Raw genomic sequence first — 15,117 nt, 5'->3', positions numbered from 1 at the left:
AACAAGCTCCGTCGCTCTATGCACCGACGGTGCCTCCGTGACTTCCATTGCTTTTTTAATAATCCTCCGTCCTCTCCGTGTCTCCGTGTGACATTTCGTCAGAAACCTAACCTTAAGAGGCAAACGTTATCACTCCATAAATCCTGAAGACCCTTAAAAAATCCTTCCGTTAATAGCATAGATTGGAAATAGATAAAGACTTATCCACTTGTATGGTATAATTATCCCAATTTAGATAGCCTTACAAGCGGACATAAACTATAGGATAAAATGCAAACTGATACTATGTCTATTCATCTTCCATAAACATCTCATCCCTACACCCTTGAATTTTGTAAACTATTTTCACACAACTCAAAACCAACACATGCTCTTTTGGCTTCTAAAAGACGCCTAATTGACTTGCAAAAGACGCCCTTTAAGACCCTTACTAACGCCCTTTTGAAGTCCAATTAAGCACCTTTTCTCAGACCATTTTATAACCAACTGATTTCCTGATGGTTACAAACCTGCTTTTTACACGTGTTTTTATCCTTATTTATAGATGCTTTATCCGAATTTATGTAACGATTTTTCAAAGCCTTATCTACCTCTTTGAAGAGTTAAAAAGGGAAAAGGTCTTCCAAGTCAGAAACATGATAATTGAATAGAAAGACCTTTTCCAATAACGAGTTAGATTGTATTTTCAATAACTTAAGGGTGCACCCCTACAGCTATCCACTATAAAATACTCGTCTGTTTATTCCCCTCATGCTGTACTTTCTTGTCTATTTCTTTATAGCTTTTACCCTTTGACAACTTCCAACTAAACCTAAGTGTTATCATATTACCCAAGTCTCTGCTGCGATAAATATACTCTTTATGGAGGTTTTCATTCAGTACTTTACCACGCTGTATAGCAGGATGTTGCTGGAAAGGATGCTGCATAAAGAGTGACAGACTACACGTTTTCCACCTGTAACTAACGCCCAAATAGACCGCTGGACCATTCCTTCCCTCATGCTCTCCTTCAACAAATTTCCAACCATTATCGGCATATCCCGTGAGTGTCCAGCGTCCAAGATAAGCCTGAATATTACCACCATAGTTGTAACTTGTAAGATGATGACGGTACAGACTGCTGATATTAAAAAAGCGATTGATACCTCCGAAAAGTGTTACAGACAGATGTTCAGGTACAACATCATACCTAAGATAGTTCTGTACAACAAACATCATGATATTACCAATGTTCTGTTGTGAATAAAGAAACTCATCTGTTGCCGTACGTTCATACACACTCATATTGCTCCCAAGGACACGTCGGTACTCCATATTCATACCACAGCTCACACGCCTACCATTATAACTTACATCAAGAATGTTCTTAATGACCCGAGAAGGTTGTAGATTAGGATTTCCAACCTTCCATTCACGGCTATTCTCTCTGATTCTTGCATCGCTCACCATAGCGTATGAAGACTCACTACGATAGGTTTCAAAGGTATAACGTGCATTTAATCCTGTCAAAATATCGTAATTCAACGTGAGTTCTGGACGGAAAGTCCAGTAGTCAAAGCTATAGTTTTCCTGCGAATAGGTCTTATTAGCAACCCCAATACCTGCCGAATAGCCTATTCGTTTCCACCGTCCTTTCACCTCAGAGAATAGATAAAGTTCTCCTCTCCGCATCTTGTTAAGAGCAGATACATCGCCAGTATATTCATTATTCGTAAACGTCATCGAGTGGTTTAAACCTGCAGAAAGGGTAAAAGGTTTGAGTTTATTCTCATAAATAGCTTCACTCTCCAGCGACCAAGTACGCCCATTTACCTCATAGGCATAATCTCCTTCTTCTCCATTATATCCTCGCTTGTCCGTATAAATACTTGAGCCAACAACATTAGCTGTAATACTCTGATGGTTACCAAGCTGATGAAAGAAGTAAAGATCAAGAGTTGGAGAGAAGTCACTTGACACATTAATCGTCCGATAAGTCTGCTCTACTGTTCCATCCCGATATACAAAATCAGCATAATTACCGGGCGTATTACCTCCTCCCACTGACAGATTTGTTTGGAAAACATAGGTAGCCGAGTCTGCAAGACTGTACTTTATCTCAAACTGATTACCAAAACGACGACTTCTGCCAGCGGTCTGATTGCGTGAAACAAGATAATGACTTCCATTGTTCAAAGTATAGTCAGCCGTTTCTGAAGACCGAAAACCACGCTGGTCTTTATAAAGGGAAGTAAAGGTTAAAGCCAGTTCTGAATTCTTATGATTGTACTTTGCATAGAGCGTATTACCGCCATTCACAGTCGTAACAGAGTTCGATAAATCTGCTCCGAGCACGTAACCAGTGGTGTTACGCTTCGTCCGAATATCAATGACAAAGCCTATTCCGTCACCATATCGAACTCCCGGATTATCGATGAAATCAATGTTTTTCACAAGTTTTGGGTCCAGTGAAAGCAGGTCTTCTTTACTTGCCAAAGTTCCGTTCAGCCTAAGTTGAACACTTCCATTATTCGTCAAAGGCACAATGGTACGCATCACCTCGTCTACTCTGATACGTGGAAGAGACAGCTTTCCAAGCAGACTATAACCGTCCGTTGCAGCTTCTCGCTGTGCATCAGACGGTATAATCAGCAGGCCATCAAGCTTTTTCGTCACTCGTGCAGCCTCAACTGTCACCTCTTTCATCTCTACACTCTTTGCCGTCTTGTCGCTTTCTTTCTCATTCTGTGCACCAACAGGAAGTGCAAGAAAGCATAACAACAGCATCCATAAACCTTTTTCCATAGTCTTTGTTTTTTGCTACAAAGATAGAATCCACCTACTATCAGGACAAAAATAGTTACTGACAATTACCTGACAATAGCTAATTGAGGTCTGGTAAACAAGAAAAAGCACAACAAAAACTACTCAATAGCCCCCTATTAAGCATAATATTCCAATAAAGAATGCCTAAGATATATATTTTAAAGATGACACCTATTCCATTAAGAAAGACTATCCAACATTTTCTTTGAAGATGAATCAGAAGCCAATCGGTAACCATCACCCCTGTCAGCCACAATCTTTAATCCGCAACGCTCACTGACAATAGGCTTCAAACGACGGATAAGTGTGTAGAGCGTTTCGCTTGCATCGGGTTTCTTTGGCCAAAGCGTTTCACAGATAACTGCCTTCGACAACTTTCTATCAGTTGCATTGATAAACAGCTCCATTAGTTGCTGTTGCATCGGTGTAAAGGATATCTTCTCCCCATGCCAGTCACGAAAACTATGGTCAGAAGCGGCATATACCATTCTACCCAGCACCAATCTGCCTGCGCGATGACGACGAAAACACACGATAGATGCAGTCATCCAAACCAAGGCTAACAATAGGAAAGCAAAGGGTAAACGCTGATCTGACAAGCCCCACACCGTAGCGAAGGAACAATCAGCATAACTTTGGAATAAAAGCGAATGACCACCTGCCTGCCACCTCATCTGTCTACTGCACAGCGAATGACTATCTTCACCCAACGCATATGACACAAACGAACGACGTCTAAGGTCGGCTATCTGTAAATATTGCCGATAACTTTGTATGGTATCGGGCGTAATCCACGCCTCACGTTTCCCAGCGAGTGTCTTCGACAAAGCCTGATTCATATCCTGTACAATAGCCGTTTCAGCACAGTGATAGCTATCAAAGCCAGCCCATACTGCCGAGCAGACGAGTAACAAAAATATGATAACTGACGATATAGGTTTCATAGGCTTGTATCATAAAAAGTGATAGAATGTTTCGAGTTATTGTATGTTGCAAAGATAATATTTTATCTTATCAATGCCAAACGGAGTGCAAGAAATATACAATAAAACAGGTATAATCAGCAAATATTTACTGCACAAGACCTATAGATGCGCAAAATTATACAGTAAAATTTGGGCATTAAACTAAAAAACATTACCTTTGCACCCACGATTGTCCTATGGTGTAATGGTAGCACTACAGTTTTTGGTTCTGTCAGTGGTGGTTCGAATCCGCCTGGGACAACACAGAAAATCCGCGGATTCTTTATGATTCTGCGGATTTTTTAGTATCCGCTAATTCCTAAATTATAATTATAATGATTGAGCAACTATCTAAACTTCGTAAATCACTTTTGTTTATTGCAGCCTTTTTACTGACATCATTGCACATGACTGCTACTAATCGTGACTCTTTAGCACTGACACCTCCAATGGGTTTTATGACCTGGAACAAATATAAGGAGGACATCAACGAACAGCTTATCCGACAAATTGCTGATAAGATGGCGGCTGATGGCTATGCTGAAGCTGGATATAAATACATCTTCATCGATGACGCATGGCAGGGAGGACGCGACCGACGCAATAATATCATACCAGACCCAAAGAAGTTCCCAAGCGGAATGAAGGCACTCGCAGACTATGTTCACTCAAAGGGTTTGCTGTTCGGTATCTACTCTGATGCCGCTCAGCTCACTTGTGCTGGTTACACAGCCAGTTACGATTTTGAGGAACAAGATGCCAAGACCTTTGCTGAATGGGGAATTGACTATCTGAAATACGACTACTGCCATGCACCTTCTGACAGTGCTGTTGCTCACAAACGCTATAAGAAAATGGCTGATGCGCTACAGAATTCAGGTCGTAAGATAGCCTTGGGTGTCTGTGAATGGGGACAGTTGAATCCTGAGATGTGGGCTCGTCAGGCAGGTGGTTCGCTCTGGCGTGTGAGCTTTGACGTACGTGACATGTGGAAAGACATCGTGAAGCAGGGAGGTATGGGTATCATTGATATCATTAACATTACCGAACCATTTTATAAATACGCAGGACCAGGTCACTGGCTCGACATGGATATGCTCGTCGTTGGACTTGACGGAAAGGGTGGACCATCGAGCGATTTAGGTGGTGTAGGCTGTACTTATACTGAGTATCAGACACAGATGTCTATGTGGTGCATGTTCGCTTCGCCATTGGCAGTAAGCCACGACATCTTAAACGAGAACGCTGAAACACGTCGCATCCTCCTCAATAAAGAGATTATTGCTATCAATCAAGACGCCCTTGGCGAGGCAGCCCATAGAGTTGACTTCCGCGGTTCTTGTCGTGTCTACCTCAGAAACCTAAGTGGAAATCGTCAAGCTATTGCCATCATGAATCCTTCTGACACTCCTCAGCGTGTTCAGTTGCCACTTTCTATCCTCGGCAATGCGAAGGAATATAATTTCAGAGACGTATGGGAGCATAAGACAAGCCGCCAACGTAAGGCGTGGCAAGCCACCTTACAACCTCATGAAACAAAGGTCTTTACGGTTACAACACGTTAAACAGCATATTATTTTATAAAGAGAAGAATAAAAAAATAACATCTTTTTATCCTCAACCACTGGCACAGCATCTTCCTGCTGTGCCCGTTTTGTATTCCAATAACATCCTTTTATTATCATTCTAAGCTATTATTTAACATCGTGCTGTTGGTCCGCACCAATGGTGCGGATGCTAAGCACCAATGGTGCAAACGGCAAACACCAATAGTGCGGAGAACAAAATACCCTACCATATGTCAATAGAATAGAAACAACTCATACCAACCTCGAATTACGATTACCCTTTTCGGTAATCACTCCCCTCTCCTTTCGGAGAGGGGTCGGGGTGAGGCTGTTTATTTAAATTCCCCTATTCATTTGCTAATATCATGCTTTTTATCTATATTTGTACATTGTAACAAATACAAATTAGATAAATTCAGCAAATAAATGAAAGCTATAGAGATTCTTTTTCCTGTCTTCTTTATGATGTTCCTCGGTTGGTTGAGTCACAGAAGAGGTTGGGTAACAGCAGGACAGAACGAAGGAGCGAAGTCATTGGTATTTAATATTCTTTTCCCACTGCTCGTCTTTCACGTACTTGTAAAAGCAGAGTTATCGACGAATTTCATTTATGAGATTCTCTTTTTAGATGCCGCTTGGATTCTTGTCTACCTAATAGGTAAGAGCATAGCAAAACCCATCAGTGGACGTTATGCCCGATTGGCACCCTTCCTACTGATGACATGTGAGGGAGGCAGCGTTGCCCTACCCCTTTATATCGCATTGGTAGGAGCAGAGTACGCTGTGAACATCATCACTTTTGACGTTGCTGGTATCCTCATCAACTTTGGACTTGTGCCAGCACTCATCACACGACAGACATCAAAGAATGTGGCTTTCCTTCCTATGGCGAAACGAATTATTACAGCACCATTCATCGTTGCCGTTATCGTGGGTATTCTCGTTAATATGTCGGGCTTGTACCAATGGCTGATGGAGAACGAACTTCACAGAATCTATGACGATACGATGAACATGGCAATGACACCTATTGCGAGCATTATCCTCTTCACGCTCGGCTATGGATTCCACTTACGGGCAGCACAGCTCAAGCCACTTTTGGCATTGACAGTGGTGCGCCTTGTGCTGTGTGGGGCTATCGTAGGAGCCTTCTTCTTGCTGTTCCCAGAATTGATGGCAGTGAAGATATTCCTCGTTGGCGTACTACTTTACTTTGCTTGTCCAACAGGTTTTCCCGTACCGCTACAGATAGAAAGCCTTTGCAAAGATGAGGACGACGAAAGCTTTATGTCGGCTTTTATCTCCATCTTCATCGTGGTGGCAATGGTAGTATATACATTGATAACATTATTATTGATATAAATTTAAGGAGTGAAAGGGAGTTAAGGAGTGAAAGGGAGTTAAGACAATAGTATAATACAAAGGAGGTAAGGAGTTGAGGAGTGAAAGGGAGTTAAGACAATAGTATAATATAAATCCAAACATCAGATTTGAGACATCATAACATTTGTCTTAACTCCTTTCAACTCCCTTTCACTCCTTAACTCCTAAATTAAAAGAACATGAACGATAACGTAAAAAGTCCGTGGCCAGGACCAGCGGGAATGATACCCGTAACAAGTGGCAAAGCAGATGATGCAAATGTATTTAACCGTAACTACTTGGATTCTATCCATGTTGAGATGCGTGTTATTGATGCCATTGAGCCAACATTGAAGACAGTTATCTTCGGTGAAGAGTTCGATTCACCAATTATGATGCCTGCCTTCTCACATCTTAATAAGGTGCTGAAAGACGGCAAGAAACCGATGTTAGAGTATGCACGTGCTGCCAAAAAGCTGAATACAGTCAACTGGGTAGGTATGGAACCTAACGAGGAATATGCTGAAATCGCAGCCGAAGGAGCAAGAACAGTGAGAATCATTAAGCCGTTCGCTGACCATAATATTATTTTAGATGAGATTCAGTTTGCTATCAAACACGGTGCAATAGCTGTCGGTGTAGACATTGATCACGTCCCAGGAACAGACGGAAGATATGATGTTGTAGACGGTATTCCTCTCGGTCCTGTCATGCTTTCCGACCTCAAAGAATACGTGAAGGCTGCTGGTAACGTACCATTCGTTGCTAAGGGCGTACTCTCTGTGCAGGATGCTTTGAAGTGTAAGGAGGCAGGCTGTGCTGCTATTTTAGTCTCTCATCACCACGGACGTATTCCTTTCGGTGTTGCTCCACTGATGGTTCTGCCTAAGATTAAGGCAGCATTGGAGGGAAGTGGCATCGCAATCTTCGTTGACTGTGGTATTGATACAGGCTACGATGCTTATAAAGCACTTGCATTAGGGGCTGATGCGGTAGCTGTAGGCAGAGGAATCCTCAAGCCATTGCTGCAACAAGGAGCAGAAGGAGTTGAGGAGAAGGTACAAAAAATGAACGAACAACTTTCAGAGCTGATGATGTACACCTGCGTGAAAGACATTCGTTCATTCGATGCGTCTGTGCTTTATATCTAAGAAAATAGCATCTATAGAAGTTTACTTTTTCTATAGATGCTATTTTTATATTTGCCTTTTAATCCTAATGGGTAGCCTTATAATAAAGGTTCTTGTTTAATGACAGTCTAACCTCTGGATTACTTGAAGGATCAGAAATGGTGATACCCGAATAGGTATGAATGGGAACTACATGTCCAAAAACGTCCTTATCAAAAGTAGTATAATACGAACTTGTATTACCCTTTTCAGGTACAAGAAGGTTCAGCTGCTGGTTGAACCTTGCCAATAAAAGTGGGTCATTATGTAAGATTGTACGTACATAATCACCCATATCATAGAACTTTGTAGGATTATAACCATCCATACTTTGAAGGTTACTTTCAACAAATGGAGAGAGCGAAGATGACGTATTAACCTCCTTCATAAGGTTCACCATACCCTCAACCTGCGAACAATCAATTACACTGATTGTACCATAAGGATAAGAAGAGCCGTTATAAGTGTAGTTACTATAAAAGTTGATGAAGTCATTACAGATTCTATGATAATCTGGATTCACCTTTGACAGTTCACCCCACAAGAGCTTATACGGCATACCATAAGCCATAATTTCTGTTGGACAACCAACAATATAGTGCGTTGCATCACGCAGTTCGTAAGCAACTTCCACACCAGTCATGTTACAATCGTCGAAAAGAATATACTGGAACTTACCAATACCAGAATCTTCAATACCTTTTGTGAGGGTCGAGATATCAGTTTGATAATCTCCACCACCAAACCAACGCGTTGGAGGACCCACCAAATCTGTCTCTATATCACGTTCAATAGGAGAAGCGACAGAACGGGTAAGACGTGTACTCGCCTTTCCAGGAATCCAACCCATACCATGACATCCCACAATCAATGAGTAGTTCTTTGCTGGAGCTTCCAGCTTAACACGCTTAAAAATGCTTGTTATCCATCCTGTCGTATTTAACCGCAAACCTGACAATGTGTTGTTATAGACAGCAAGGGTATCGTTTATACACTTCCTGTTCTTATACTTAATTTTATATAGATAACCTTTTGATAGCGAATCTGAAATGAACACAATCAGCTGCTTATTCCCCAAGCCTCCTTGTTGCTCCACTGCTTGTTTAATATCATCGAGATTAGCATTAAAGAAGTTATTGAGATTATTTCTTACTACTCCGTCGTTTGTTACACCCGACCATGGCATATAAACAAAGATAGTATTCTCTACCTCGGCACCCGGTTGAGGTATTGGGTCTGGGTCTTCACTGCTACAAGAGGCAAAGACAACAAGCATTACCAGTTGTAAGAGAAGGAAGAGTTTCTTCATAATTAATCTTTTTAGGCCCATGAATATCCTAAAAGGAGCTATGGGAGTGGTTAATTAAAAAGCCTTGCAACGCCACAATGAGCATAGTAAGGCTTTTCATAGTTATGTATTATAGTTCGTAGATACTTACTTTACAATAATCAAAGAGTAGTTCTTCTTACCCTTCTGTACGAGGAGATACTTACCATCGATAAGATCCTCGGCTGTTACTGGCTGGTCAAAAGCTGCGAGTTTTTCCTTGTTGAGCGCTACGCCACCACCCTTAACGAGCTTACGCATCTCACTCTTACTTGGGAATATCTGCATACCTTCCTGATTGAAGACATCAACTGCAGGCTGACCAAGTACATCCTTTGATACCTCGTAATGTGGAACATCCTTGAAGACATCAGTAAAGGTCTGCTCGTCTAACTGCAACAAGTTCTCCTTTGTACTCTTACCAAAGAGGATGTTAGAGGCTGCTATCGCCATATCAAGGTCTTCCTGAGAGTGAACCATACGGGTAACTTCCTCTGCAAGACGGTACTGAAGTGTACGACGACCTGGGTCTTGACGATGCTCTTCAATAAGATTATCGATAACATCCTTCTCCAAAGAAGTAAAGATCTTGATATACTTCTCGGCATCATCATCACTAACATTCAACCAGAACTGATAGAAGGCATATGGTGTTGTACGGTTGCGATCGAGCCATATATTACCGCTTTCGGTCTTACCAAACTTCTTACCATCCGCCTTTGTTATCAGTGGACAAGTAAGGCAATATGTCTCAGTTTCGTTACCTAAAGTACGACGGATAAGCTCAGTACCAGTAGTCATATTACCCCACTGGTCATTACCACCCAACTGCAACTTAACACCAAACTTCTCAAAAAGATAGAGGAAATCGTAACCCTGCAGAAGCTGATAGGTGAACTCAGTAAAGCTAAGTCCATCGCGACTCTCGCCACTCAAGCGCTTCTTCACACTATCCTTAGCCATCATATAGTTGACAGTGATGTGCTTACCAACCAATCGAGCGAAGTCAAGGAAGGAGAAGTCCTTCATCCAGTCATAGTTATTAACCATCTCAGCCTTGTTTGGCTCGTTGCCATCGAAGTCAAGGAACTTACTTACCTGCTTCTTGATAGCCTCTTGGTTATGGTAAAGTGTTTCTGTATCAAGGAGGTTACGCTCCTGACTCTTACCAGAAGGGTCACCAATCATACCTGTAGCACCACCAACGAGGAGGTAAGGCTTGTGTCCACAACGCTGCAAATGACGCAACATCATGATACCACAAAGGTGACCGATGTGCAATGAGTCAGCTGTTGGGTCAGTACCCAAGTAAGCTGAAACCATCTCTTTCTGAAGCATTTCCTCGGTACCTGGCATCATTTGAGCCAGCATACCACGCCAACGGAGTTCTTCTACAAAGTTCTTCATCTATATCTTTATACTTTAAGGAGTCAAGGGATAGAAGACTTTAAAGGCATTGCACCCTTTCTTCATAAGCCTCAACTCTGTATTAATATTCTATTGTGAGCATCGTTAGGGCACTGGGTCATAACCACTACCGCCCCACGGATTGCATCTTAATATACGCCAAATTGTTAGAGCCAAACCCTTAAAAGGTCCATGCTTTAGGATAGCTTGTCTACCATACTCCGAACAAGTAGGAGTGAAGCGACAAGAAGGTGGCGTAAAAGGGGATATGAACTGGCGATAAAAGAGTATCGGAAGTATCAACAGCCATGATAAAACACGTGTGAAAAGACACCATAGCTTAGCAAAAACATTATGAGACAGCTGCTCACGTGGCATACTCTCGTTTCTCTCCTTCTCATCCATCATATCCGTTCTCCTATTCTTTGAAGCAGGTTACAGACCCGCTGTTCAATTGTAACAGAATCCATCAATTCGTTTGAAAGCCATATAAAAGCTATCAACAACTGCTTATCTGTTTGTTCGTTCACACGGAGCGTGACAAAACTCTTGTGCTTACGATAAGCCTCACGCACCTGCCGTTTAACCCTATTGCGCTTTACGGCACGTTTGAAATGCTTCTTCGGAACACTGACTAACACCTGTACATTCGACTCCATGACCGTTTCTTCTGGTGCTGAAGTCTCCGACTCACAGTCAATTAATCTGTAGACAGCCTTCAAAGGAAATGCTGTCATCGCATGACTTCCACCAGTTCCAAAGAGCGTATCTATGAGCTTCTTGCTACATAGACGTTCTCCTTTTCTTAGTCTTTCTTCATGCTTTTCCATTCCTTATCAGCCTTTATTTACCGTATGTCCGGTACTGATGTCGGCTCCTTCCCCATCCTTTCAGATGAAGCAGAAGCCGTTATACTATTTATTCTTCTTCTCTTTCTCCAAGAAAGCACGCAATGCACCTGTCATAGAAGGATACTCCTGCGATGGAGCCTGAAGGTCAAGTCTTAATCCTTGTGCCTCAACTTCCTTCGCTGTAGCGGGACCAAAGGCAGCTATCTTGATGTCTCCCTGCTCGAAGTTAGGGATATTCTCTTTCAGAGCCTTTACTCCTGTTGGGCTAAAGAAGACAAGCATATCATAATCAAAGTTCTTAACTTCTTCCTCTGTTAAGCCATTGCTCACCGTACGATACATCACACATTCCTTGTGCTTGAGCTTATTTGCATCCAACAACTCGCTCAGAGCCTCCGTATGTACAGAACTCTGCGGAACAAGGTACTTCTCAGTCTTATGCTTAGTCATTGTAGGGATAAGACTATCAATCTTTCCCGTATTACCAAAGAACACCTTACGTTTGCGGTACTGAACATACTTCTGGATATAAAGAGCAATCGTTTCAATCACACAGAAATACTTCATATCCTCTGGGATAGTGACACGCATTTCCTTAGCGAGATTAAAATAATTGTCTACAGCATGACGAGAAGTAAATACCACAGCGGTATAATCCAACAGGTTTATCTTCTGCTGACGGAACTCTTTCGCTGAGAGTCCTTCCACTTTAAAAAATGGTCTGAAAACCAGTTCCACTCCCAAGTCTTCCGCTATGTCGTAATATGGCGACTTTTCGCTTGACGGCTTTGGCTGTGAAACCAAGATCTTTTTTATCATCGTGTCCTAAAAGTTTATTATCAAATAGTTATCTGTAATGAACAAAACGCCCCACAATACCATCAACGGCATCAATTCGAGCGCACAAAAGTACAAAATTATTTGCAGACTGGCACCCATTCTCTTAAAAAAGATACTGTAACTCTTATAAAAAGCAAGCATTTTGACGCATAACATAACAATTAGTGTATAAATCAATGCTGCATGGAGTGACAAAGAGAAGTAAACCAGTAAGAGTACTATCGGGAATAATAAGACTCCTTCCAAAGAGGAAAGAAACACCTGTGTTCGCCTCCATTGTCCATTATTTTTCCTATCAAAGAACACCCAGTTTACGAATCCATAGACCAGATACTTGAATAGGAAATAAGCGACAAACACACCAAAAAAGCATCCTATCGCTCCAAGTTGTGTATCATTCGAAAGCCTACTGCCCCCTAAATCTCGCGCAAATAAATAATAGAGAATACTTCCTAACAAAGAGGTTTGTGCTATCAAGATAGTCTGAAAGCGCATCTCTTCATTCGTTTCAATAGCCAACTCCTTACTACGACTTACACGAAAGAAACTCTTTATCTGTCGTTCTATGAAATTTCTCGATAGAGAAAACGCCACCATCGCCATCACAAAACAACCTAAGAGCATTGCTGCAATAACATTATCATTGCTTACAGCATAAGGAGCAAGAACGCCCGAAACTCCATCAGCATGATTGTTTCCTCGTTCTAACTTGAAAAACTTATTCCCTTTAAAGTAGCCTTCTTCTGCAAATTTGAAGTCCGTCAGCTGAAACTTCTTCTGTTTTTTAGGGCGCAACAAGATAGACGAGTCAGTTTTCTGACCCGCCTTACCCTCAGAATCGACATTCGCCTTCTTCCCTGCTGCCAATGTTGACTTTAGCAATAGAGAAGGGCGAACAATGGAATCAGTTGTCGGCATTATCTATTAGAGTCCGAATGTCTTTTTAATATCCTCTACTCGATCGAGCTTTTCCCAAGTGAAAAGTTCAATATCAACTGTCTTAGTATCATGATAACGGCTCTCAAAAGTCTTCTGAACAACCTCATTCTGGCGTCCCATATGACCATAAGCAGCAGTCTCCAGATACATTGGCTGACGAAGTTTCAGTGTCTTCTCAATAGCCTTTGGACGAAGGTCAAACAACTTCTTCACCATCTCTGCTATCTCGCCATCAGTAGCCTTCACATGTGAACGACCATAGGTATTCACATAAACGCTAACAGGCTCAGCAACACCAATAGCATAAGCCAACTGTACGAGAATCTCATCACTCACACCAGCTGCCACCATATTCTTTGCAATATAGCGTGTAGCATAGGCTGCAGAACGGTCTACCTTACTTGAGTCCTTACCAGAGAAGGCACCACCACCATGACCGCCTTTACCACCGTAAGTATCAACAATAATCTTACGACCAGTCAAACCAGTATCACCATGAGGACCACCAATCACGAACTTACCCGTTGGATTGACAAGATACTTGATATTGTCGTTGAACAAGGCAAGTACTTTCTCCGATGTTATCTGTGCCTTTACACGTGGCATAAGGATTTCAAGTACATCCTTATGTATCTGCTCTACCATCTCTTTATCAGCCTTCAACTGTGCCTCACGTGAGTCGTCAGCAGGCTTGATAAAGTCGTCGTGCTGTGTTGAAACAACGATAGTGTCAATTCGCTGTGGGATATTGTCATCGCTATACTCCACTGTCACCTGACTCTTTGAGTCTGGACGGAGATAAGTCATCTGCTTACCTTCCTTGCGGATGTCAGCCAACGTGGTCATAAGGAGGTGTGCCAAGTCGAGTGTCACAGGCATATAATTGTCTGTCTCGTTACATGCATAACCAAACATCATACCCTGATCACCAGCTCCCTGGTTCTCAGCATCACCATTGTCAACGCCACGGTTGATATCATCACTCTGCTCATGAATAGCAGAGAGAACACCGCAGCTATTGCCATCAAACTGATACTCAGCCTTTGTATAACCGATTTTGTTAATTGTCCTACGAGCAATTGTCTGAAGGTCAACATATTCCTTAGACCTTACCTCACCCATAATCACTACCTGACCTGTAGTATTAAAGGTTTCTATAGCGCAACGTGCATCCTCATCATATGCCAAGAACTGGTCGAGCAATGCGTCGCTTATCTGATCGGCAACCTTATCTGGGTGTCCCTCAGATACTGATTCCGATGAAAACAAATATGCCATATATTTATCTACTTTTTATGTTTGAATTTACTACTAATTCTCTGTTTAAGTGTGCAAAGTTACTGCAACTTAGCGGGATAACAAAATAAATAAGTAAGATTTATACATTATTGGGTGATAGATGATGGGTGATGGGTGGTGAATATTAGGTGGTGGGTGGTGAATGTTGGGTGGTGATGATTAGTGAATAGTGGGTGGTGAGTGGTGAATGTTGGGTGGCGATGATTAGTAGTATTCGATGTTAAACGATGAATGATAAAGAAAATACAATCAAAGATTACCCTTTCAAAATCTACTTTATTTGAGAAGTCAATAATTACATCGGAACTATTTTAGTATTATTGTCGCATAATTTGCGACGATATAAACCTTAAATCGTCGCATAAAATGATTCTTCTGTTAAATATGTGGACACTTTTCGTATTGCTTTAACAGAAGAACCAAAGTTACTCGCTAAACAAAAAACATTGCTAAGATTGTCAACTATCTATCTTATTATTATCCTCTGACATTGAAAACCATTTCTTTTTATACTTCGAAAATATGCAGATAAGGATTTGAAAAATCATTACATAATTTCAAAGAAAACATCTATAACTAACGGCA

12 protein-coding genes and 1 tRNA gene are annotated in these 15,117 nt (G+C 41.6%); 4 read left to right on the top strand and 9 right to left on the bottom strand.

Annotated features, from left to right (window positions below; genetic code table 11):
• Nucleotides 1–720 precede the first annotated feature (720 nt).
• Both HMPREF1505_RS10080 and HMPREF1505_RS10075 read right to left on the bottom strand, forming a co-directional pair.
• On the bottom strand, nucleotides 721–2,784 hold the full coding sequence (locus tag HMPREF1505_RS10080; protein WP_036925076.1) for a histidine kinase: 2,064 nt from the start codon (nucleotides 2,782–2,784) through the stop codon (nucleotides 721–723).
• Between the two features lie 200 nt (nucleotides 2,785–2,984).
• Entirely contained in the window at nucleotides 2,985–3,749 is a 765-nt protein-coding gene (locus tag HMPREF1505_RS10075; protein WP_036925075.1) for a helix-turn-helix domain-containing protein, read from the bottom strand.
• A 212-nt stretch (nucleotides 3,750–3,961) separates the two neighbouring features.
• Between HMPREF1505_RS10075 and HMPREF1505_RS10070 the strand changes: the two genes are divergently transcribed.
• The 4 genes from HMPREF1505_RS10070 to HMPREF1505_RS10055 all read left to right on the top strand — a co-directional run bounded on the left by HMPREF1505_RS10070 (nucleotide 3,962) and on the right by HMPREF1505_RS10055 (nucleotide 7,851).
• Nucleotides 3,962–4,032, top strand: a tRNA-Gln gene (locus HMPREF1505_RS10070).
• A 73-nt stretch (nucleotides 4,033–4,105) separates the two neighbouring features.
• Nucleotides 4,106–5,335 (top strand): glycoside hydrolase family 27 protein, encoded by a 1,230-nt coding sequence (locus HMPREF1505_RS10065; protein ID WP_036925073.1) that lies wholly within the window; start codon nucleotides 4,106–4,108, stop codon nucleotides 5,333–5,335.
• Nucleotides 5,336–5,764: 429 nt separating this feature from the next.
• Nucleotides 5,765–6,700 carry an AEC family transporter gene (locus HMPREF1505_RS10060; RefSeq protein ID WP_036925071.1) on the top strand — a complete coding sequence of 312 codons (936 nt, stop codon included), beginning with the start codon at nucleotides 5,765–5,767 and terminating at the stop codon, nucleotides 6,698–6,700.
• A 200-nt stretch (nucleotides 6,701–6,900) separates the two neighbouring features.
• Entirely contained in the window at nucleotides 6,901–7,851 is a 951-nt protein-coding gene (locus tag HMPREF1505_RS10055) for an alpha-hydroxy-acid oxidizing protein (protein WP_036925069.1), read from the top strand.
• A 64-nt stretch (nucleotides 7,852–7,915) separates the two neighbouring features.
• Here HMPREF1505_RS10055 and HMPREF1505_RS10050 read toward each other — a convergent pair whose 3' ends face one another.
• The 7 genes from HMPREF1505_RS10050 to metK form a co-directional block, all read right to left on the bottom strand.
• Nucleotides 7,916–9,178 carry a clostripain-related cysteine peptidase gene (locus tag HMPREF1505_RS10050; protein ID WP_036925067.1) on the bottom strand — a complete coding sequence of 421 codons (1,263 nt, stop codon included), beginning with the start codon at nucleotides 9,176–9,178 and terminating at the stop codon, nucleotides 7,916–7,918.
• 126 nt (nucleotides 9,179–9,304) lie between these two features.
• Nucleotides 9,305–10,603, bottom strand: a complete 1,299-nt coding sequence (tyrS, locus tag HMPREF1505_RS10045; protein WP_036925066.1) for a tyrosine--tRNA ligase — start codon at nucleotides 10,601–10,603, stop codon at nucleotides 9,305–9,307.
• Between the two features lie 105 nt (nucleotides 10,604–10,708).
• On the bottom strand, nucleotides 10,709–10,981 hold the full coding sequence (yidD, locus tag HMPREF1505_RS10040) for a membrane protein insertion efficiency factor YidD (protein WP_155948933.1): 273 nt from the start codon (nucleotides 10,979–10,981) through the stop codon (nucleotides 10,709–10,711).
• Nucleotides 10,982–11,007: 26 nt separating this feature from the next.
• Nucleotides 11,008–11,433 (bottom strand): ribonuclease P protein component, encoded by a 426-nt coding sequence (gene rnpA, locus HMPREF1505_RS10035; RefSeq protein WP_036925064.1) that lies wholly within the window; start codon nucleotides 11,431–11,433, stop codon nucleotides 11,008–11,010.
• An 84-nt stretch (nucleotides 11,434–11,517) separates the two neighbouring features.
• Nucleotides 11,518–12,273, bottom strand: coding sequence for a uroporphyrinogen-III synthase (locus tag HMPREF1505_RS10030; protein ID WP_036925063.1), 756 nt, complete (start codon nucleotides 12,271–12,273; stop codon nucleotides 11,518–11,520).
• Nucleotides 12,274–12,279: 6 nt separating this feature from the next.
• A complete protein-coding gene (locus HMPREF1505_RS10025) occupies nucleotides 12,280–13,212 on the bottom strand; it encodes a DUF4271 domain-containing protein (RefSeq protein WP_036925060.1) in 933 nt (310 codons plus the stop codon).
• Between the two features lie 6 nt (nucleotides 13,213–13,218).
• The gene (metK, locus tag HMPREF1505_RS10020) at nucleotides 13,219–14,511 is read right to left on the bottom strand and encodes a methionine adenosyltransferase (RefSeq protein ID WP_036925057.1); all 1,293 of its coding nucleotides are present in this window, start codon (nucleotides 14,509–14,511) and stop codon (nucleotides 13,219–13,221) included.
• Nucleotides 14,512–15,117: the final 606 nt, after the last annotated feature.

Origin of the sequence: Prevotella sp. ICM33, assembly GCF_000517825.1 — a bacterium.
Lineage (GTDB): Bacteria > Bacteroidota > Bacteroidia > Bacteroidales > Bacteroidaceae > Prevotella > Prevotella melaninogenica.
The sequence above is the reverse complement of the archived record's forward strand: the minus strand, read 5'-3'. Positions and strand labels throughout refer to the sequence as shown.

Bases quoted from the DNA above. Each gene is read 5' to 3' on its own strand.
- yidD (WP_155948933.1), bottom strand. From the start codon at position 10,981: ATGCCACGTGAGCAGCTGTCTCATAATGTTTTTGCTAAGCTATGGTGT.
- metK (WP_036925057.1), bottom strand. From the start codon at position 14,511: ATGGCATATTTGTTTTCATCGGAATCAGTATCTGAGGGACACCCAGAT.
- tyrS (WP_036925066.1), bottom strand. From the start codon at position 10,603: ATGAAGAACTTTGTAGAAGAACTCCGTTGGCGTGGTATGCTGGCTCAA.
- HMPREF1505_RS10030 (WP_036925063.1), bottom strand. From the start codon at position 12,273: ATGATAAAAAAGATCTTGGTTTCACAGCCAAAGCCGTCAAGCGAAAAG.
- HMPREF1505_RS10080 (WP_036925076.1), bottom strand. From the start codon at position 2,784: ATGGAAAAAGGTTTATGGATGCTGTTGTTATGCTTTCTTGCACTTCCT.
- HMPREF1505_RS10060 (WP_036925071.1), top strand. From the start codon at position 5,765: ATGAAAGCTATAGAGATTCTTTTTCCTGTCTTCTTTATGATGTTCCTC.
- HMPREF1505_RS10025 (WP_036925060.1), bottom strand. From the start codon at position 13,212: ATGCCGACAACTGATTCCATTGTTCGCCCTTCTCTATTGCTAAAGTCA.
- rnpA (WP_036925064.1), bottom strand. From the start codon at position 11,433: ATGGAAAAGCATGAAGAAAGACTAAGAAAAGGAGAACGTCTATGTAGC.
- HMPREF1505_RS10055 (WP_036925069.1), top strand. From the start codon at position 6,901: ATGAACGATAACGTAAAAAGTCCGTGGCCAGGACCAGCGGGAATGATA.
- HMPREF1505_RS10050 (WP_036925067.1), bottom strand. From the start codon at position 9,178: ATGAAGAAACTCTTCCTTCTCTTACAACTGGTAATGCTTGTTGTCTTT.
- HMPREF1505_RS10075 (WP_036925075.1), bottom strand. From the start codon at position 3,749: ATGAAACCTATATCGTCAGTTATCATATTTTTGTTACTCGTCTGCTCG.
- HMPREF1505_RS10065 (WP_036925073.1), top strand. From the start codon at position 4,106: ATGATTGAGCAACTATCTAAACTTCGTAAATCACTTTTGTTTATTGCA.